Origin of the sequence: Aminobacter carboxidus (assembly GCF_014863355.1) — a bacterium.
In the GTDB taxonomy this organism is placed as follows: domain Bacteria; phylum Pseudomonadota; class Alphaproteobacteria; order Rhizobiales; family Rhizobiaceae; genus Aminobacter; species Aminobacter carboxidus.
Window position 1 is genome coordinate 109,073 of record NZ_JACZEP010000006.1, and the last position, 19,693, is coordinate 128,765.

Sequence of the window (19,693 nt, forward strand, 5' to 3'; positions counted from 1 at the left end):
CTTGAGAAATCGTCTGAAAGTCATTTTGGAATACTGTATACCAAAATGACTTGAGCGCAAGGGCCGGTAAAGGATACCTCCCGATAGCGAGCGCTGCCGGACTGGCCATGCCGCGGAAGTTCGGCTAGCTTTCTTTCATCCGAAACATTCCGGTGAACCTTTTTGCGGCCAACAACGACCAAGCAGACAGGAGCCCGGCGGTAGCACCGGCCATGAACATCGCATCAGACCCCATGTCCGATCGTGATCTCGTGAGCCGCGTCGCGAACGGCGACCGCGCCGCTTTGCGGCTCCTGTTCACGCGGCACCACGCACGGGTCTACCGTTTCGTGGCGCGCCAGACGGGGTCGGAAGCGATGGCGGATGACGTAGCCAATGAGGTGTTTCTCGAATTGTGGCGCCAGGCGCCGAAATTCGAAGGCCGCTCGGAAGTCTCGACCTGGCTGCTTGGCATAGCGCGCTTCAAGGCGCTGTCGTCGCTGCGCAAGCGCAAGGAAGAGTGGCTCGACGACGACGATGCGGCAGCCGTGCCCGACGACAACGACACGCCCGAAGTGGCGACGATGAAGACCGACAAGGGTGCTGCCCTGCGTCGCTTCGTCGATGCGCTCGCCGAGGAGCATCGCACGGTCATCGACCTCGCCTACTACCATGGCAAGTCGGTCACCGAGATCGGCGAGGTGCTCGACATTCCGGTCGCCACCGTGAAGACGCGGATGTTTTATGCCCGCAAGAAACTCGGCGAAGCCTTGAAGGCCGCCGGATACGACAGGGGCTGGCCATGAGCGCTGCCGAAAAGATGTCGCGCCGCGACGAGATCGAGACGCTGCTGCCGTTCTATCTGAACGGCACGCTCGAAGGGTCCGAGCTGGCAACCGTCGAAGACTGGCTCGCCAGCGATCCGGCAGCACCTGCTGCCCTTGAAGCCGCCGAGGCCGAGTTCTCCGGCACGATGGCCTCCAACGAGGCAATCCGTCCGCCCGCCGATGCGCTGAGCCGCTTTTCCAAGCTGCTCGACGCCGAAGCCGGGCCAGTGCGCGAACCGCAGGCTCAATCGCTGCTGTCGCGGGTCTGGGAACGGTTCATGGGCCTGCCGGTGGGCGTCGCCTGGGGAGCGGCGGCGGCATTGCTGGCACTGGTGATGGTGCAGTCGGTGCTCGAGCCCGGCGGCCGTGGCAACGACGTCCAGGTCGCTGGAACCGGCGAGGATCAGAGCAAGCTGCCTTTCGCGCTGGTCACCTTCAAGCCGGATGCCAGGATGGCCGACATTGCCAGCCTGCTCGGCGACAATGGCGCTTCGATCATCGACGGCCCGACGGCGAGCGGCGTCTTCCGCATCGCCATCCCGGCCGAAACCGTCGCCGATTACGACCGCATCGTCGGCGCCATCGCGGCAGCGTCCTTTGCCGACACTGTGACGGCAGGAAGGAAACCCCAGGGATGACGACCTCAGGGCGATTTGCACAGCTTGTGCTGGCGGCGACATTGTTTGCCGCCACACCTGTTTTCGCCCAGACCAACGATCCCAGCCTGACGCCGCAGCAGCTTGACTGCCTCAACCAGACGACTACGGCCGGCAACGCCAATTGCCTGCAGCCGGGCGGCCCGGCACCTGGCGCCGCTCCGGGAGGCGCGTCGGGCGGCAGCGGCCTGCCCGCGCCCGTCAGCCTGCCCGAACTGCTCGTCGACCTGTTCCCTAATCCCGGCGACTTTCCCGGCGTCGCTTCGGGTGGCCAGCCGGCAACGCCGGTGCCGACGCCAAACCCACTGCGCGATCCCGCCGGCGGCAATGCCGCCCCCTCCGGCACGGGCGCACAGGCCGGGGCACCGCCACCACAACCGCCTGCAGCCGATATCGCACCGCCAGGCAGCGCCATCACCGCGCCGCCGCGTGCCATCTCGGGCGCCTTCGTTCCCGACGAGGTACTGGTGACAGTCGATGGTGGTGCTGCCGACGCGCAGGCCCTTGCCGCCGCCTATGGCCTCGAAATCCGCTCCCAGCGGCAGTCGGTACTGCTCGGCACCAGCCTCGTACGCTTCGGCATTCCCGACGGCCGTCCGGTCGGCGTGGTGCTGGCGCAACTGGCCGGCGACGGCCGCACCAGCGAGCGCGAGCCCAACCACATCTACGAGCTGCAGCAGGCTGCGGCAGCATCCAGCTTCGCCTTCCAGCGCATCTCGCTCGACGAGGCGGCAGCGAATGGCGAAAACGTCAATGTCGCGGTCATCGATACGGCCATCGACGAAACCCATCCGGCGCTCAAGGGCGTGATCGTTGAGAGCTTCGACGCCATGCCAGGCGTTGCCGTCACCGCCCGCGACCACGCCACCTCGGTCGCCGGGCTGATATCAGGCACCGGCGCGTTCAAGGGCATGGCGCCGGGTTCGAAGATCTTCCACGCCCGCGCCTTCGAAGGCGGCAAGTCGAACATGGAGATCATCCTCAACGCGCTCGACTGGGCCGCCGAGCAGAACGTCCAGATCGTCAATATGAGTTTCGTCGGGCCAAAGAATGCGCTGCTGGAGCAGGCCAGCCGCGGAGCCCGTGCGCGCGGCATGATCCTCGTCGCTGCCGCCGGCAACAACGGCCCCGGCGCGCCCTATGGCTATCCGGCCGCCTACAAGGGCGTTATCGCGGTCACCGCCACCGACGCCAAGGACGCGATCATGAAGCAGGCCAATCGCGGCCCCTATGTCTACATCTCGGCGCCCGGCGTCGACCTGATGGCCCCTGTTGGTGGCGGCACCGACCTCGTCACCGGCACGTCGTTTGCCGCGGCCGTCGTCAGCGGTGCGATCGCCAACCTGCTGCACGCCGAACCGGAGCGCAGTGCCGATTCGATCGAAAAGGCGCTTGCCGCCACCGCCACCGACCTCGGCGACAAGGGTCGCGACACCGACTTCGGCTTCGGGCTGATCAACACCAAGGCGGCGGAAGCAGCCAAGGAGTAGGCGCAGCGCCAGAACCTGCTGCCCCCTTTCAGTCACCAGCGGCTTGCCCGGCGGTCAAACACCTGCAATTCGCCGATAGGCCAATCCCGCCAGCGCAATATCCTGCAAGCCGACGCCAACCGACTTGTAGATGGTGATCTCGTCATCGGCGCTGCGGCCGCTCGCCTTGCCGGCGAGGATTTCGCCGAGCTCGACGATCTTTTCCGCCGGCAGTGCTTCAGGGTCGGCGAGCACGAGGTCGCCGGCTTCGCGCAGGCTCTGGTCGCGCCACTCGACGGCGACGAGCGAAGCACGCGCCATGGCACGGTCATCGAGTTCGCGGGTGTTGGGCAGGCTTGAGCCGACCGCAGCAATGAAGCAGCCCGGCTTGAGCAACTCGCCCGAAAACAGCGCGGACGGCGAGCGCGAAGCGGTGACGACGATATCGGCTTCTGTAGCGGCTTCCGTCGCCGTGGCCATGCGCGTGGGGATGCCGCAGGTGGCTTCAAGCTCGGCGGCCAGCGCCGGATCTGGCGAACGGCTGACCAGCAGCACGCGTTTGAGCGGAAAGGCTTCGGCCAGTTGCATCGCATGCGCCCGCCCGAGCGGGCCGGAGCCGAAGACGGCGAGCGTCGAGGAACTCGGCCGGGCAAGGTGCTTGGCCGCGATGACCGAGCAGCCGGCGGTCCTGAGACTTGTAATCGCTCCCGCATCAAAGGTGGCGAGCGCGCGGCCGTCGACCGAAGAAAACAGCAGGATGACGAACGAGAACTGGCCCTTGATCGTGCTGTAGACCTTGGCGCCCAAAACCTGCTGGCCGGGGATGACCGCGCCCAGCGTCGACAGCTTGACCCCGCCGGCCTCGCTGCGAATGCGCGCCTGCATCGCTGCCTCTTGCCTGCCGAAAGACAGGAAGGCATCAGCCAGCACGGCACGAGCGTCGGCGACGCTGACGGCGGCTTCGACCATGGCATCGGTGATATGGATCATGGCACCAGCGTCCGGGCGAGAATGCCGAGCGCGCCGAGGCCCGACATGGTGAGCAGAAGGACGCGCACGCCGTGTGGCGAGAAGTGCCTGACAAATCGTCCGGAGACAAAGAAGCCGCCCAGCATCAGCGGGAAGAGCAGGATGCCGAGCCACAGCTGCGGCAAGGAGAAGCGGTCGACATAAGCGAGCATCAGCAGTGACAGGATGGCGCCGGCAAAGAAGACGCAGCTGACCGTCGCGCGCATCTGGCGTGGCGGCACATATTGCATGACGATAGCGAAGGGCGGCGCGCCCGATGAGGTGATGGTGCCCATCAGCCCGGAGGCCAGGCCGGCCAGCGCCATGTTGGGATGCGATGCCTCGACCTTCCAGCCGGCGAAGCTGAGGCCGACACCGACGAGGATCAACAGCGCAAAGACGATGGCAAAGGCATTGGTCGGCAAGGCCGCGAGCGTCGCCCCGGCCAGCAGCGTGCCGCCGGCGCGGCCGGCCATCAACGTGGTGACCGAGGCCCAGTCGACGGCGTCGAAATCGCGCTGCAAGCCCAGAAGGGCGAGCCCGGCGCCAAGCACCAGCAGCGGCCCCGGCGCCATCTCGGGAAAGAACAACACCGCCAGCGGCGCCGAAACCATGGCGAAGCCGAGCCCGCCTATGCCCTGGAGCAGTGCAGCGACAAACACCATCGCGCCCATGCCGACCAGATGACCCGGCACGAAGGTGCCGGGCATCGACGACAACAGCGTCTCAAGCATGTCATGCCCCAAGATAGATGCTCTTGATGCGGCTGTAGAAATCCATGACGTTGGCGCCGCCCTGCTCCTTCGCCGCCTGGTTGCTCGAATGCTTGAAGCCGCCAAAGGGCGCGTTGAGCGACACACCCGTGGTCGGGCTGTTGACCTTGACGATGCCGTGCTGGGTTTCTCGGGCGAAGCGCAAAACCGACGCCAGGTCACCGGTGACGAGCGAAACGGCAAGGCCGTATTCGGTGTCGTCGGCGAGCCTTATCGCCTCGTCGAGGCTGTCGATCGGGCGGATGGCGACCACCGGCCCGAAGATTTCCTCGCGCCACAGGCGGCTGTTTTCGGGCAGGTCGGAAACAACCGCCGGGCGGACGAAACAGCCATGCGCCAGCGCCGGATCGGTCTCAGGCAGCGCATCGCCGCCGACGACCCGGCCGCCTTCGTCGCGGGCGATGCCGACATAGGAGCGCACCTTGTCATATTGCGCGCGCGTGGCAAGCGGCCCCATCTGCACGCCCTCGGCAGTGCCGGGGCCGACCTTGATGGCGGCGGCGGATTTCTCCAGCCGCGCCACCAATTCGGCATAAAGCGGGCGAGCCACCAGCACGCGGCTGGTGCCGGTGCAGGCTTGGCCGGTGAGGCCGAAGGCGCCGCGCTCGATGGTGGCAACCGCCTTGTCGATGCTGGCATCGGCGAGCACGACGGTGGCGTTCTTGCCGCCCATTTCGAGCTGGACGCGGGTGTCGGTGGAAAGCGACGCCGCGATCTGCTTGCCGACGGCATAGGAGCCGGTGAAGGTCAGCGCGTCGACGCCGGCCTGGGCAGTGATCGCCTGGCCGACCTTGGCGCCCTTGCCCTGGACGAGCGCGACAAGCTTCGGCGGCAGGCCGGCATCAAGCAGCACCTCGACCAGGCGTTGGCCCATCAAGGGCGTGATTTCGGAGGGCTTGAAGACGACGCCGTTGCCGGCGGCAAGCGCGGGCCCGAGCTTTCGCGCGGCCATCGACAGCGGGAAATTCCACGGCGTGATGACGGCGACAACGCCGACCGGCTGGCGCAGCGACAGCACCAGCTGGGCGGCCTCGCTCGGATACGTCTCGCCGTTGAGGCGTAGTGCTTCGCCGGCATAAAGGCGGAAGTTGGCAGCGATGCGTCTGGCTTCGTTGCGCGCTTCGTTGAGCGTCTTGCCTTCCTCGCGGGTCAGCTCCGCCGCGATCGCGTCGGCGCGCTGCGACATCAGGTCGGCGGCACGAAACAGCACGTCGGCGCGCACCTCGGGCGACTGCGCCGCCCAGGCCGGCCAGGCGGACGCAACCGACGCCACTGCCGCGGCGACATCGGCGGCATCGGAGTCGGGGAACAGCCCGATCAGGTCGCGCTCGTCGGCGGGATTGCGGTCCTCGAAGGTGGCGCCGCCGCGCGCCGGCTGCCATTCGCCGGCGATGTAGTTGAGATGTCGCTCTGTCATCGGTCCGTTCTGCTTGTTGGAGGCCCCCGCCTCAGCGTGCCTTGGGAACCCACGAGACGCTGATGTCACCGAGCACGAAGGTCTGGCAGGCCATGCGGAAGCCGGCGGCAAGATCGTCAGGCGTCAGGTGGTTGCGTTCCTTGGGCTTGACCGCATCGGTGTTTTCGATCCCGGTCTCTATCCGGCACTTGCAGGTGCCGCACAGCCCACCGCCACATTTGAACGGGATGCCGCCCTTCTCCCGCAGCGACACGCGCAGCAGATTGCTGTTGTCGGGCGCGGTCGCCTGCTTGCCATCATTGGTGATGAAGGTGATCGTGATCATCGGCGCATTCGGGGCGTGGGAGCTGCTGGAAGGATTGGCGGCCAGACGAGGCCGTCAGACGCGCTTGAGCTGGATGTCCATGCTGCCGTAGGTGGTCAGCGTCTTGAGCTCGTGACGGGCGTCCTCGACCGAATCGAACTTCTCAAACAGCTTGCAAGGCACGTTGTTTTCGATCTGCGGCGGCTCGTCCTCGACGATGCGGATGCGGGTCTGCGTCTGGTCGGTGAGCTTCGCGATGGTGAAGCTCGCGCGCTTGCGGCCGTAGAAGATGTAGTCGTAGGTCTCGACCGGCTGCACGCCGGGGCTCATCTCGGTCCGGAACTCGCCCGGCTTGGTCGTCAGAACCACATACATTTGTCCACCTCATGCTGATTGCTGTTCGCAGCGCCGGGCCGCGCATGAGCGCCGCCGGCCGCCATGTTCCGATTTGCCGCGCCGGAGCGGCGCGGCGGGACGCCTGGCCGCTAGGCCTGCTCCGTCACCTTTTCCTGGCGAAGCTCGATGTCGTTCTTGATCCACAGCTGGCAGACGAGGCGGAAGCCCTCATCGATCTTGTCACCGAGCTGCTTCTTTTCTTTCCAGTTGGGCGGCGGCAGATGCTCCGCGCCGGCCAGGATGCGGCTGGCGCAGGTGCCGCATTTTCCCATGCCGCATTTGTAGGCCAGGTGCGGATAGGGAAACTGCTTGATGCCGGCCCGGACGACGAGGTTGGTGTCCTCCTTGACCTCGCCGCTATAGGCTTCGCCCTTGCTGTGGATCACGACTGTCGGCATGCGCGTAACTCAGACGCCGCCGATGCCGGCGAGCTCCGGCTCCATCGGCGCCACCCGCCCAAGCTTCACGTCGCCGGCGACATAGTCGTTGTAGAGTGCCGTGGTGTAGAGCAGGCGCATCTGCGCTCCGACCTCGCAGATCTTGAGGCAGCGCTGCTGCATCTCGACGGTGCGCGCATGTTCCAGCACGATCTGGTAGCCGCGCTCGCCATGGATTTCGTCGGAAACGATATGCAGGTCGAAGAACTCGACCTCCTCGTCGGTGAAGCCGTAGCTGTCGCGCAATGTCGGCGTCTGCTTGCGGTAGATCGACGGCACCTGGGATTCGAGCCCGACGACGAGGCCGGCGACGGCGACGATCGGGTCCTCGCGCATCGCCACCGCATAGCACCAGCTCTGCAGGCCGCGCGTTGTCGGCGACATGTTCTCCTGATCGGTCATGCGCGCTCTGGACGTGCCGCATGCCTCGCCGAAGCGGATCAGCAGGTCGGTGTGGCGGTCGCCGCCAATCTCTTCCTCATACATGTTGGCGAGCAGGAAATCCTTGGCCTCGACATACTGCTCGGGCATGCGGGCGTAGATGTAGCCGAGGTAATCGGCGAACGGCCCGACATAATGATAGTGGTTCTCGGCCCAGCGCGAGAGATGGTCGCGGCTGAGCTTGCCGCTCGCCCAGGCCAGGCTGAAGGGCGACTTGTTGGCGCTCTTGCCCTTGATGGCATCTTCCAGCGCGGTGCGAAATTCGTCCGGGTTCATCGCAACAGTCATTCGGTATCCCCTGTCGATTCTCAAACTTAATTTAGAATACTGTATACCAAATTGACATCAGCGCAAGCCGCATTCTAGTGTTGCGACTGAAGCCGACAGCTCCGCTGCGCATACAGTATGTTGCGTCGGCGATGATCAGGCGCCAAAGTCAGGGCTCGGGAGACAGCAATGGACAGCTCCAAAACAGATGCCGGCATCGGCGTCCGCAGCACGACCGCAATGGTGGCGACCGGCCATCCGCTGGCGGCACGCGCGGCCCGCGACATGCTGGCGGCGGGCGGTTCCGCCATCGACGCGGCGATTACGGCCGACGCCATTCTCGGCGTCGTCGAGCCAATGGCGACGGGGATCGGCGGCGACCTGCTGGCGATGCTGGTCGAGCCGGATGGCCACGCCATCAGCTACAACGGCACCGGGCGCTCGCCGGCCGCACTCTCTACCGAGGTGATCGGGAAGCTGCCGCACCAGCGCATCCCCGAACGGCACGCCTTGTCGGTCACCGTGCCCGGCGCTGTGCGCGGCTGGTTCGACCTGCACGCCCGCTACGGCCGCCTGCCGTTTCAGCAATTGCTGGCTCCGGCCATCGCCCTCGCCACTGACGGCTTTGCCGTCCTGCCTATAACCGCCCGTGAATGGGCGGTGTTCGAGCCGGTGATCAAGCGCGACCCGGCCTGCGCCAAGCTCTACCGCGCCGGCAAAACGCCATTGCAGGGCGAGCGCTTTGCCAATCCCGAGCTTGCGGCGATGCTGCGGGCCATCGCAGCCGACGGGCCCGACGCCTTCTATCACGGCGCCCCGGCCCAGCAGGCGGCAGCGGCGAACCAGGCCCAGGGTGGCGTGCTTTCGGCGCAGGACTTTGCGGCCCATCGCGGCGATTTCGTGCTGCCGATCGAACGAAAATTCCGCGACTTGACCGTGCTCGAATGCCCGCCCAACACGCATGGTGTCGCCGTGCTCGATGCACTGGAGGAACTCGATGCGCTGGCGCTCGATCGCGACGATCCGGCGACCACGCTGGTCATGGTCGAAGCCGTCGGCCGCGCCATGGCGCAAGCCAAAAGGACCGTCGCCGATCCCGCCGGCAACACGGTCTGCACCGTGGTCGTCGACAGTGACGGCCTCGCCGTGACGCTGATGAGCAGCATCTTCAAGCGCTTCGGCTCCGGTATCGCCGTGCCCGGCTGCGGCTTCGTGCTGCAGAACCGTGGCAGCGGATTTTCCGAGCCCGGCCACGTCAATGGACCGGCACCAGCCAAGCGGCCCTATCACACTGTCGTGCCGGCTGCGGCGCTGAAGGACGGCCGCTTCCATGCCGGATTCGGTGTCGTCGGCGGCGCGATGCAGCCGCAAGGCCATGTCCAGCTTCTGGTCCGCCTCGCCGCCTGGGGCGAAAGACTGCAGGCGGCCATCGACGCGCCACGCTGGCGCCTGGAGGGCGACAACGCGCTGGCGATCGAGCCCGGCACGCCGGATGCAATCGTCAGGACGTTGCGTGATGCCGGCTACACCGATCCGGAAGGTGCTGGCGAACTGGCCGGCCGCAGCGACTTCGGCGGCGCGCAATTCGTTGTGCGCGACGACGACGGCAGCCTGCTCGGCGGCTCGGACAGGCGCAAGGACGGCCTGGCCCTAGGCGCCTGAACCCGTCACCTGCAAACATCGATCTCAATCACTCGGGGACAAGAACTTGACCAACTCATTCGATCGCATCGTGCTCATCACCGGCGCTGGCAGCGGCATCGGCGCCGAAACGGCGCGCCGGCTGGCCACACCTGGAACGGCGCTCGTGCTGCACACGCGCAAGAACGCCGACGGGTTGAAGGCCGTCGCCGAGACCTGCCAGGCATCGGGGGCAGCGATCGAGATCGTGCTCGGCGACCTCGCTGATCCTGCCGTGCCCGCCGCAATGGTCGCCGCCGCGCGCGCCCGGTTCGGCCGGGTCGACCAGATCGTCTCCAACGCCGCCCAGGCGACACGCTCGACGCTCGGCGAGGTCAGGCCGGAAGATCTCGCCCAGGCGTTCGAGACGATGCCGACGGCGCTGCTGCGCCTTGTCGATGCAGCACTTGCCGACCTTGTCGCATCGAGTTGCGGACGCGTGGTGGTGGTGAGTTCCTTCGTCGCTCACATCTTCGGCACCGCCGACATCCACTTTCCGGCAACGTCGGCGGCCAAGGGGGCGCTCGAGGCACTGGCAAAGTCGATGGCGGTTCAGCTCGCGCCAAAGGGGGTAACGGTCAATTGCGTCGTTCCGGGTTTCACCCGCAAGGACCCGACCGGTCATTTCGCCGCGACGACCTCGGCGCTGGAAAAGGCCGTCGCCGTCACGCCCACGGGGCGGCTGACCGAGCCGGCTGACGTGGCAGCGGCGATCCTGTTTTTGCTGTCGCGCGACGCCAGGCAGATCACCGGCCAGTCGCTGCATGTCGACGGCGGCCTGACGCTGCCGTGACGGGCATGTGCCGCCTCGAGCCTGCTCCATTCCGATTGCATCGAAATGGAGCTTTAGCTTTCTTGCTGGAGCATGATCTTGTCCGAAAAGCGGTTCCCACTTTTCGGGATCATGCTCTAGCCGCCGAACCGTGCCGGAGCGAAGGCGGCAATCGGCACCGGCGGCCGCTCGCCCTGGATCAGGCCGGCGACGACGGCACCTGTCATCGGGCCGTTGGCGAAACCGATATGGCCATGGCCAAAGGCAAAGATCAGGCGCGGATGGCGGGCGGCACGGCCGATCACCGGCAGGCCATCGGGCGTCGACGGCCGGCTGCCGAACCAGGGTTTTTCCTCTACCGGCGTGGTGAAGCGCAGCGTCTGGCGCGCATCGGGCTCGACCGCCTCGATCTGCGCGGTGTTGGCCGGATCGTCCGGCCGTGCCAGCTCGACACCGGAGAGCAGGCGCACCTTGCCGTTCATTGGCGACAGCACGTAGCCACCGGCGGCGTCATAAACCGGGCGGCGCAGTTCGACGCCGTCGGCAAGGGTGAAATGACGATGGTAGCCACGCTCGGCGGCAAGCGGAAAGCGATAGCCGAGCGGCCTCGCCAGTGCTGCCGAATGGGCGCCGGCGGCGAGCACGACATGGCGGCCTTCGATCCTGCGGCCAGCCACCATGAACGCCATGGTCTCGCCGGCATCAAGGATGACGTCGGCCTTGCCGGTGATGAAGTCCGCGCCCCGACCTTTGGCGGCAAGACGATAGAGCTCGACCAGTTCGCCCGGGCTTTCGACCGAACCGGTGTCGGGAAAGAAGATGCCGTTGGTGAAGCGGTGGGCGAGGTGCGGCTCGAGCTGGCGGACCTCGTCTTCGCCGAGGCAATCGATGCGGACGCCGTTTTCCGCCAGTACCTCGCGTTCCAGCGCACTGCCGGCGAAGGTTTGCTGGCTACGGTAGAGCCTAAGCCAGCCATTGCGCTTGATCAGTTGCCGGCCGCCGACAAGATCGGCCATGGCGACATGACGATCGAAAGCCTCGGCGACCATCGGGTTGAGTGCCGCCGCCGCGCGGCGCCAGGCGCCCTCCTCGGCAGCGATCACGAAACGTGTCAGCCAGGGCAGCATGAAGGGCAGCGAACTCAGACACGCTCGCACCGCAATGTCGCGGCCGAGCGCATAACGCGGCAGGCGCGAACGGACGCCGGGTGCCGCCATCGGAAAGATCGAACCGCGGCTGAGCACACCGGCATTGCCGTAGGAGGCTCGGGCCTCGGCGACATCAGGGTCGATGACAGCGACGGAAAGGCCACGCGACTGTGCTTCGAGCGCGACCGACAATCCGACGATGCCGCCGCCGACAACGACCACGTCGAACGGCCTTTCATTCTGCTTCACGCTGCCCACCCGATGCCCCGGTCGGTTCCAGTTCCAACTGGTGCCAACAATGCATAACAGACGTATACTGATCAATTCCATTCTCTCAATCCCGGACAAAACATGCGCGACATAACCCCGCCTGCTCCCGACCTTCGCGAGATAGCGCTGCCGCCCGAGGCAAGCGCTGCCGAAGCCGCCGATTTCGCGCGCGGCATTTCGGTGCTCGAACGGCTGGCCAGACGCGTCGCTGAATTGGCCCGCACGCAGGACCGGGAGGACAAGCTGTGAGCAGGCTGGAACAGCTTCCCATCGCTGCACTCGCCAGCGCCGTGACCAAACGCGAGATCGCAGCCGTCGAGGTGACTGGCTATTTCCTCGACCGAATCGCACGTTTCGATCGCGAGCTTTCGGGCTACATCCATGTCGCCGACGAGGCGGCGCTGGCGCAGGCGCGGCGCCTCGACGCGCGCCTCGCGGCCGGCGAGACCGTCGGCCCGCTGGCCGGCGTGCCGCTCTCGGTCAAGGACATCGTCGCGGTTGCCGGCATGCCCAACACCGGCGCCTCGCATTCGCGGCTCGACCGCAGGCCGGCACAGGATGCGCCGGTGGTGCGCCGGCTCAGCGATGCCGGCGCGATCATCATCGGCAAGGCCAACTGCCACGAACTGGCCTTCGGCGGACCATCCTTCGACCTGCCGTTTCCGCCGGCGCGCAATCCCTGGAACCCTGAGATGTTCCCCGGCGGCTCGTCGAGCGGGTCGGGTGTCACTGTCGCCGGCGGGCTGTGCCTGGGCTCGGTGGCAACCGACACCGCCGGCTCGATCCGCCTGCCGGCGACAATGTGCGGCATGGTCGGATTAAAGCCGGGCTTCGGAATGGTTCCTGTAGAAGGGATCGATGCGCTTGCGCAGTCGATGGACCATTGCGGGCCGATCGCGGCGCGGGTTGACGACTGCCACAGGCTCTATGCCGCGATGTCGGTGAGCGAAAGCCGGCCGATGCCTGTCGGCGACAGGCCGTCATTTGCCGGCATGCGCCTCGGCATCTCCGCCTGCCAATGGGGGCTGGGCGCCAGCCTGCGGCCCGAAATGGCAATGGCGATGCAGAACGCCCTCGACCTTTTCGACCACAATGGCGGCGAGATCGTCAAACTCGAACTGCCGCCGCTCGAAACCTTCCACGCCCCCGGGGCAGTGGTGATGATGGCAGAGATCGCGGCGCATTACGGCGCCGAGGTGCGTGGCAACTTCTCCGCTTTCGGCGAAATGTTTCGCGGCCGCGCGCTGGTCGGCGAAAGTCTTGCCGCCGCCGACATCGTCGCGGCGCGGACGCTGCGCGACGTGCTGCGCAGACTGGTCGACGCCAGCCTCGCCACTGTCGACGCGATCCTTTTGCCCGGCGCGCTGGCGCCGGCTGGGCCGCTCAAGACAGTCGACAAATTTTATTTCCTCGAAGAGCCGATCCCCAACATCCTGGCCAACCTGACCGGCCACCCGGCTCTGGCCTTTCCCTTCGGCAAGGCCGGCAATGGCATGCCGCTGGGGTTGCAGATTCTGGGCGCAAGGGGGGGCGAAAATCGTCTCTTCGACATCGCTGCCAGGTTCGAGCGGCTCGACGGCAATCCCGTTGGGCTGCCGCCGCGCTATTTCAGCTGATGCAAGCGCCGCCGGCGTGGCGGCGTACCCCTAGAACGGCCACCGCCCTTTCAGCCGAACCCACCGCACGCGCAACACAGCACGAGCGGGGTGGTAGTTGAACCTCGCTGCCAGCGAGAAACGCGATAACAGAACGCACAAGCATATCCCGGCCTTTAGCGACGACTTTCCAGCAATTGCATGCGGCTTCGGAGCTCGACCAAACAGGATAACGTCGCTGGCTGCACCAACGGGCTGGCGCAATTTGCACTCTTGTCGTTGAACTCCGGCACGGCCGTAGCTGTTGCAACGATGTATTTTCCGCAGATGCGATCACCGGTAAAGGCCAGGGATTGCCGGCATCCAACTTGCAACGGTCATTTTTGGTATACTATATGCAAGAAATTGCCGAAATAGATGGTCGAGCCAACTGCCCGTGTGATATTCGTGAACGAAATTTCAGCAATCACGTTCTAAATTTTGTGCATTTTCAATAATTTATGTGGCTGTTCGGCGAATTTCCGAAGCGCGGCCCGGCATCGCCAGCAAAGTTGATCAACAATCGCTTGACAGTCGATTGCATACAATCCACTCTTCTGGCCGAGGGATGTGGCGGCCCGCATTATCAACGCAGCACAAGACTGCGCGCATCAGGTCGATTTTGTTGTCTTTGGCGAATGGGTGGACCAATGAACTTACTGACGAAACTGGCAAGCAGCGCCGCTGTTGCGGCGATCATGGCACTTTCCCCGCTGTCGGCGCAGGCCGCCGACATCACCATCGCGATCGGATCGGAGCCTTCGACGCTCGATCCGCAAATACGCGATGACGGCGGTGAGCGCGCGATCAACGACAATGTCTATGAGACGCTGATGGCGCGCACGCCGGACGGCGAGCTGGTCGCCGGCCTGGCGGCGGCAGCGCCGACCCAGGTCGACGCCAGGACCTGGGAGTTCAAGCTCAGGCCCGACATCAAGTTCCACAATGGCGAGGCGTTCAATGCCGATGCCGTCGTCAACAGCGTCAAGCGTGTCATCGATCCGGCGCTGAAGTCGGAGCAGGCCGCCTATTTCGGCACCATCACCGGCGCCGAAAAGGTTGACGACCTCACCGTGCGCATCCTCACCTCAGGTCCGGATCCAATCCTGCCGTCGCGCATGTACTGGATGAAGATGATCCCCGCGACCTATGCGGCCGACGCCAAGTTCGCCGAGGCACCTGTCGGCACCGGTCCCTACAAGTTCACCAGTTGGAGCCGCGGCCAGGACATCGTGCTGGAAAAGAACGCCGATTATTGGGGCGATGCCGCGTCGATCGACAAGGTGACCTACCGCTTCGTCGGTGAATCCGGTACGCGCCTTTCCGGCCTGATGGCGGGCGAACTCGATGTCATCACCAACCTGTTGCCGGAGTTTGCCCAGCAGGCGCCGAAATTCGCCGCCGTCAGCGGCCTCGAAACGACGCTGATGATCGTTTCGACTGACAACGAGGTGACCAAGGATCCGCGTGTCCGCGAGGCGATGAACATTTCGGTCGACCGCAAGGCGCTGGCCGAGAGCCTGTTCGGTGGCTATGCGACGCCGGCCAAGGGCCAGGTCGTCAACCCCAAGGCCTTCGGCTACAACAAGGCGCTGCCCGACTACGCGTTCGACGTCGACAAGGCCAGGGCGCTGATCAAGGAAGCCGGTGCCGAGGGCAAGACCATCAAGCTCGTCGGCGAGGCCGGCCGCTGGCTCAAGGACCGCGAGCTGATCGAGGCCGTCGGTGCTTACTGGAAGGACGCAGGCCTCAACGTCGACATCAAGATCGAGGACTTCGGCGAGTACCTGAACCAGCTGTTCGACAAGAACACGCGGCCGGATGCAATCTTCCTGTCGAACTCCAATGAACTGCTCGACGTCGACCGTGAAATGACGGCCGTGCTGCAGAGCAAGGCAAGTTCCGCGTCCAACAGCGACCAGGAAATGTCGGACCAGATCAGCGCCGCCAGGACCGAGACCGACATCGAGAAGCGCCAGGCCATGTACGATGCCATCACCAAAAAGTCGTACGACCTGTCCTATCTTGTGCCGCTGCTCAACCAGCAGGATATTTACGGCTTCTCCAAGCGCCTCGAATGGCAGCCGCGCGTCGACTCCAAGCTCCTGGTCAAGGAGATGAAGGTCACGGAGTAACCGAGACAATTGCGGGTTCGAACAAAAACATAAGCGAACCCCAACAGTTCTGGAGCCGGCTCGACAAGGGGTGGCCGGCTCCAGCCAATGGAGAGGTATATGGGTGGTTTTCTGCTCCGCCGGATCGCACAAGGTCTCCTTGTCGTCATCGGCGTGACCGTGATCGTTTTCATCGCCACACGCATGGTCGGCGATCCAGTCAAGGTCATGCTGCCGCTTTCGGCCACCGACGAGCAGCGCGCGGCTTTTGCCCAGCAGATCGGCCTCGACCGCCCCATCGGCACGCAGTTCGTCGATTTTGTCGGCGACATGGCCCGGCTCGATTTCGGCGAAAGCCTGTGGCAGCGCCGGCCGGCTCTCGACGTCGTGCTCGAACGCCTGCCCAACACGCTGAAGCTGATCGGCGCCGGCCTCGGCATGGCAATCCTGCTGTCGTTGCCGCTCGGCGCCATTGCGGCCCTGCGACCGGGAGGATGGGTCGATCGAACGACTGTCTTTGTCGGCCTGTTCGGGCTGTCGTTACCGCAGTTCTGGTTCGGCCTCCTGATGATCGTGTTCTTCGCCGTGACGCTCGGCTGGTTGCCGACATCGGGCATGGGCGGCGCGCGCTACTACATCTTGCCGGCGATCACGCTTGCCCTGCCGTCGCTGGCACGGCTGGTGATGCTGGTGCGCTCGTCGATGATCGACGAGCTCAACCAGCAATATGTCCGCACCGCCCGCGCCAAGGGCCTGCACTTCAAGCGCGTCGTGATGGTGCATGCCATGCGCAACACGCTGGTGCCGTTCGTGACGCTGGCCGGCTGGGAGCTGATCAGTGCGCTCGCCGGCTACACGGTGGTGGTCGAGACGGTGTTCGCCTGGCCCGGCCTTGGCCTGACGGCGATGCAGGCGATCCAGAAGAGCGACCTGTTTCTGCTGCAGGCGATCGTCTTCACCGTGGCCGTGCTGATCGTGGTCATCAATGTCGGCCTCGATGTCATCTACAAATTCATCGACCCACGGATAAGGTTGGCTTGAATGGCTATCCCCATGCCTGTGACGACGCCGGTGGCGACCACCCGCAAGGCCACGCAACGCCCTTCTATGATGGCCAAGCTAGACGAGCTCGGCCGCGAACTGTGGCAGGACAAGCTTGGCACGCTCGGCTTCACCGTCATCGTGGCGCTGGTTCTGATGGCGATCTTCGCGCCACTGATCGCGCCTTACGATCCCGCCGCACAGTCGGTCATGTCGCGGCTCAAGCCGCCGGCCTGGCTGCCCAAGGGCTCGTGGGAACACCTGTTTGGCACCGACCATCTCGGCCGCGACGTGCTTTCGCGCGTCATCTATGGCGCCCGCGCCTCGCTGATCGTCGGTGTCCTGGTGGTGTTCTTCGCCGGCACGTTCGGCGTCGTGCTTGGCCTGTGGTCGGGTTTCAAGGGTGGCCGCACCGACGCCATCATCATGCGCATCGTCGACGTGCAGGTCGCCTTCCCCGGCCTGCTGCTGATCCTGCTTGTCATCTCGGTGATCGGCCCGAGCATGACGACGATGGTCATCGTGCTCGCCGTCACCAACTGGATGGTCTATGCCCGTGTCGTGCGCGGCATCGTGCTCTCGGTCAGGCAGACGCCTTATGTCGAGGCGGCCGAAATGATCGGCTGCAAGACCTCGCGCGTCATCTTCCGCCACATCCTGCCCAACCTGACGTCGCCGCTTCTGACGCTCGGTATCCTCGAATTCACTAACATCGTGCTCGCCGAAGCGGCGCTTTCCTTCCTCGGGCTCGGTGTGCAGCCGCCGGCAACCAGTTGGGGCCTCGATGTCGCCAATGGCCGCGACTACATCTTCGTCGCCTGGTGGCTGATCACCTTCCCCGGCCTGTCGATCGCCACAACCGTGCTCGCGGTCAACCTGTTCGCCTCCTGGGTGCGCGTCACTACCGACCCGCAGGAACGCGAGAAACGCTTCGCCTACCAGCGCGCCAAGGCCGCTGCGCGCAGCAAGCGTCGCCAGCCCACCTCAGCAGCCCGCAGCCATGGAGGACGGACATGAACATCAGCGCCATGAGCAACAATGAACCGCTGCTCGAGATCGACAGGCTGAAGGTCGAGTTCGACACTCGGCGCGGCCTGGTCCAGGGCCTGCGCGGCGTGTCGCTGTCGATCGGCCGCGGCGAAACCCTCGGCGTCGTCGGCGAATCCGGTTCGGGCAAGAGCGTCACCGCGCAAGCGGTGATGGGGCTGATCGACATGCCCGGCCGCATCGCCTCCGGCGACATCCGCTGGAAGGGTCGCTCGCTGCTGGGCGCGGAGGGCGAGCGCTACGCCCGCGACATCAGGGGCAAGGAAGTGGCGATGGTCTTCCAGGACCCGATGACCTCGCTCAACCCGGTGCTCAGGATCGGCACCCAGATCGGCGAGGTGCTCGAACGCCATCTCGGCATGACGCGCAAGCAAGCGCGCACGCGGTCCGAGGAACTGCTCGCCGCCGTCGGCATCAGTGCGCCCGGCCGTCGGCTCGACCAGCATCCGCACGAGTTTTCGGGCGGCATGCGCCAACGCGTCATGATCGCCATGGCGATCGCCTGCGAACCGCAACTGCTGATCGCCGACGAACCGACGACCGCGCTCGACGTCACCATCCAGGCACAGATCCTCGAACTGCTTGCCGAATTGCAGCAATCGCTCGGCCTGTCGATCGTGCTGATCACGCACGACCTTGGCGTCGTCGCCGGTCTCTGCCACCGGGTGGCGGTGATGTATGCCGGGCAGATCATCGAAACTGGCCTCGCCGAGGACGTGTTCGAGCGCCCGGCGCATCCCTACACCCAAGGCCTGTTGCGCTCGACGCCGCGGCTCGACGAGGTTTCCGACCGCCTGATCTCAATCGACGGCACGCCGCCCAACCTGGTGACCCCGCCGGACGGCTGTTCGTTCCAGCAGCGCTGCCCGCTGTCGGGCGAGGCCTGCAAGAAGGCACCGCAACTCGCCCATATCCGGCCTGATGCCGAAGCCGCCTGCTGGCAGCCTTCGACGCCGGCATGGGCGACACCGCTGATGTCGCCTTCGATTTCGCACTAGGAACCACCGATGCTCAATCCCGTATCAGCCCCGGCGCCGCATGCCCCGCTGCTCAGCGTTCAGGGCTTAGGTGTCACCTACGAGACCGGCGCCCAGGGCTTCTGGGGGCGGCCGAAATCCTTCGACGCGCTGCAGGACATTTCCTTCGACCTGAAGGCGGGCGAGACGCTCGGGCTTGTCGGCGAATCCGGTTCCGGCAAGACCACCACCGGCCGCGCCGTGCTTCGCCGCATCAAGACCTCGGCCGGCAAGATCGTCTTCAAGGGCAACGACATCACCCGGACCGATGGCGAAGCCCTGCGCAAGCTGCGCCGCAACATGCAGCTGGTGTTTCAGGATCCCTATTCCAGCCTCAACCCGCGTATGCGGGTGATCGACATCGTCGCCGAGCCGCTGTTAGTGCATGGCCTGATCCGCCATGTCGACGAGGCGCGCGACCGCATCACCGAACTGCTGCGCGTCGTTGGCCTGCCAGCCGACGCGCATGACCGTTTCCCGCACGCCTTTTCCGGGGGGCAGCGTCAGCGCATCGGCATCGCCCGGGCGCTGGCGTTGCAGCCCGAATTCATTGTCGCCGACGAGCCGGTGTCGGCGCTCGACGTGTCGGTGCGGGCGCAGGTGGTCAACCTGATGCAGGACCTGCAGAAGGAGCTCGGCCTCGGCTACCTGTTTATCGCCCATGACCTGTCGGTTGTGCGCCACATCTCGCACCGGGTGGCGATCCTCTATGCCGGGCGCATGGTCGAGATCGCCGACCGCGACGATCTCTACGACCATCCGATCCACCCCTACACCGAGGCGCTGTTGTCGGCCGTGCCGGTGCCCGACCCACGCACGCAGCGCCAGCGCAAGCGCATCGTCTATGGCGGTGAGGTGCCCGATCTCGTCAATCCACCGCCCGGCTGCCGCTTCTCGACGCGCTGCCCGCTGGTGACCGACCAGTGCCGCAAGGACGCCCCGAAGCTCAGCGAGCGTTCGCCGCGCCACCTCGTCGCCTGCTGGAACAGGTAGCCAG

20 protein-coding genes are annotated in these 19,693 nt (G+C 65.5%); 12 read left to right on the forward strand and 8 right to left on the reverse strand.

Translation table 11 applies throughout. The features are described from left to right. Window positions 1-212 precede the first annotated feature (212 nt). The 3 genes from IHE39_RS19150 to IHE39_RS19160 are packed head-to-tail and all read left to right on the forward strand — an operon-like array spanning window position 213 to window position 2,952. A complete protein-coding gene (locus IHE39_RS19150; RefSeq protein ID WP_184769877.1) occupies window positions 213-785 on the forward strand; it encodes a sigma-70 family RNA polymerase sigma factor in 573 nt (190 codons plus the stop codon). Continuing rightward, on the forward strand, window positions 782-1,444 hold the full coding sequence (locus tag IHE39_RS19155) for an anti-sigma factor (protein ID WP_192567604.1): 663 nt from the start codon (window positions 782-784) through the stop codon (window positions 1,442-1,444). The genes IHE39_RS19150 and IHE39_RS19155 overlap by 4 nt, the downstream gene beginning before the upstream one ends. Continuing rightward, the gene (locus IHE39_RS19160; protein ID WP_192567605.1) at window positions 1,441-2,952 is read left to right on the forward strand and encodes a S8 family serine peptidase; all 1,512 of its coding nucleotides are present in this window, start codon (window positions 1,441-1,443) and stop codon (window positions 2,950-2,952) included. Before IHE39_RS19155 ends, IHE39_RS19160 begins: the two co-directional genes overlap by 4 nt. A 54-nt stretch (window positions 2,953-3,006) precedes the next feature. On the opposite strand, the gene IHE39_RS19165 is transcribed toward IHE39_RS19160, so the two are convergent. The 7 genes from IHE39_RS19165 to IHE39_RS19195 form a co-directional block, all read right to left on the reverse strand. Further along, a complete protein-coding gene (locus IHE39_RS19165; protein WP_192567606.1) occupies window positions 3,007-3,921 on the reverse strand; it encodes an ornithine cyclodeaminase family protein in 915 nt (304 codons plus the stop codon). Next, complete coding sequence (locus IHE39_RS19170; RefSeq protein ID WP_246485566.1) at window positions 3,918-4,673, reverse strand: sulfite exporter TauE/SafE family protein; 756 nt, start codon at window positions 4,671-4,673, stop codon at window positions 3,918-3,920. The genes IHE39_RS19165 and IHE39_RS19170 overlap by 4 nt, the downstream gene beginning before the upstream one ends. Before the next feature lies 1 nt (window position 4,674). Beyond that, on the reverse strand, window positions 4,675-6,129 hold the full coding sequence (locus tag IHE39_RS19175; protein ID WP_192567608.1) for an aldehyde dehydrogenase family protein: 1,455 nt from the start codon (window positions 6,127-6,129) through the stop codon (window positions 4,675-4,677). A 31-nt stretch (window positions 6,130-6,160) separates the two neighbouring features. Then, a complete protein-coding gene (locus IHE39_RS19180; protein ID WP_184769871.1) occupies window positions 6,161-6,454 on the reverse strand; it encodes a 2Fe-2S iron-sulfur cluster-binding protein in 294 nt (97 codons plus the stop codon). A 54-nt stretch (window positions 6,455-6,508) separates the two neighbouring features. Further along, window positions 6,509-6,808, reverse strand: a complete 300-nt coding sequence (locus IHE39_RS19185; RefSeq protein WP_184769870.1) for a ferredoxin — start codon at window positions 6,806-6,808, stop codon at window positions 6,509-6,511. A 110-nt stretch (window positions 6,809-6,918) separates the two neighbouring features. Continuing rightward, the gene (locus tag IHE39_RS19190) at window positions 6,919-7,227 is read right to left on the reverse strand and encodes a 2Fe-2S iron-sulfur cluster-binding protein (RefSeq protein WP_184769869.1); all 309 of its coding nucleotides are present in this window, start codon (window positions 7,225-7,227) and stop codon (window positions 6,919-6,921) included. 9 nt (window positions 7,228-7,236) lie between these two features. After that, window positions 7,237-7,995: an iron-containing redox enzyme family protein gene (locus tag IHE39_RS19195; RefSeq protein WP_184769868.1), complete on the reverse strand. Its 759-nt coding sequence runs from the start codon at window positions 7,993-7,995 to the stop codon at window positions 7,237-7,239. A 168-nt stretch (window positions 7,996-8,163) separates the two neighbouring features. Here IHE39_RS19195 and IHE39_RS19200 point away from each other — a divergent pair, with 168 nt between their 5' ends. Continuing rightward, on the forward strand, window positions 8,164-9,636 hold the full coding sequence (locus tag IHE39_RS19200; RefSeq protein WP_192567609.1) for a gamma-glutamyltransferase family protein: 1,473 nt from the start codon (window positions 8,164-8,166) through the stop codon (window positions 9,634-9,636). A 46-nt stretch (window positions 9,637-9,682) separates the two neighbouring features. Then, complete coding sequence (locus IHE39_RS19205) at window positions 9,683-10,447, forward strand: SDR family NAD(P)-dependent oxidoreductase (protein ID WP_192567610.1); 765 nt, start codon at window positions 9,683-9,685, stop codon at window positions 10,445-10,447. 116 nt (window positions 10,448-10,563) lie between these two features. Here the strand turns inward: IHE39_RS19205 and IHE39_RS19210 are convergent, their stop codons facing one another. Beyond that, window positions 10,564-11,823, reverse strand: coding sequence for an FAD-dependent oxidoreductase (locus tag IHE39_RS19210; protein ID WP_192567611.1), 1,260 nt, complete (start codon window positions 11,821-11,823; stop codon window positions 10,564-10,566). A gap of 102 nt (window positions 11,824-11,925) precedes the next feature. Here IHE39_RS19210 and IHE39_RS19215 point away from each other — a divergent pair, with 102 nt between their 5' ends. The 7 genes from IHE39_RS19215 (at window position 11,926) to IHE39_RS19245 (ending at window position 19,689) form a co-directional block, all read left to right on the forward strand. Further along, the gene (locus tag IHE39_RS19215; protein ID WP_192567612.1) at window positions 11,926-12,093 is read left to right on the forward strand and encodes a hypothetical protein; all 168 of its coding nucleotides are present in this window, start codon (window positions 11,926-11,928) and stop codon (window positions 12,091-12,093) included. After that, a complete protein-coding gene (locus IHE39_RS19220) occupies window positions 12,090-13,460 on the forward strand; it encodes an amidase family protein (RefSeq protein ID WP_192567613.1) in 1,371 nt (456 codons plus the stop codon). Before IHE39_RS19215 ends, IHE39_RS19220 begins: the two co-directional genes overlap by 4 nt. 716 nt (window positions 13,461-14,176) lie before the next feature. Further along, complete coding sequence (locus IHE39_RS19225) at window positions 14,177-15,613, forward strand: ABC transporter substrate-binding protein (protein WP_192567759.1); 1,437 nt, start codon at window positions 14,177-14,179, stop codon at window positions 15,611-15,613. Between the two features lie 99 nt (window positions 15,614-15,712). Further along, window positions 15,713-16,633, forward strand: a complete 921-nt coding sequence (locus IHE39_RS19230; RefSeq protein ID WP_192567614.1) for an ABC transporter permease — start codon at window positions 15,713-15,715, stop codon at window positions 16,631-16,633. A gap of 66 nt (window positions 16,634-16,699) precedes the next feature. Beyond that, window positions 16,700-17,650: an ABC transporter permease gene (locus tag IHE39_RS19235; RefSeq protein WP_343070114.1), complete on the forward strand. Its 951-nt coding sequence runs from the start codon at window positions 16,700-16,702 to the stop codon at window positions 17,648-17,650. After that, on the forward strand, window positions 17,647-18,678 hold the full coding sequence (locus IHE39_RS19240; RefSeq protein ID WP_184769861.1) for an ABC transporter ATP-binding protein: 1,032 nt from the start codon (window positions 17,647-17,649) through the stop codon (window positions 18,676-18,678). The genes IHE39_RS19235 and IHE39_RS19240 overlap by 4 nt, the downstream gene beginning before the upstream one ends. Before the next feature lie 9 nt (window positions 18,679-18,687). After that, on the forward strand, window positions 18,688-19,689 hold the full coding sequence (locus tag IHE39_RS19245; protein ID WP_184769860.1) for an ABC transporter ATP-binding protein: 1,002 nt from the start codon (window positions 18,688-18,690) through the stop codon (window positions 19,687-19,689). The last annotated feature ends 4 nt before the right edge of the window (window positions 19,690-19,693 follow it).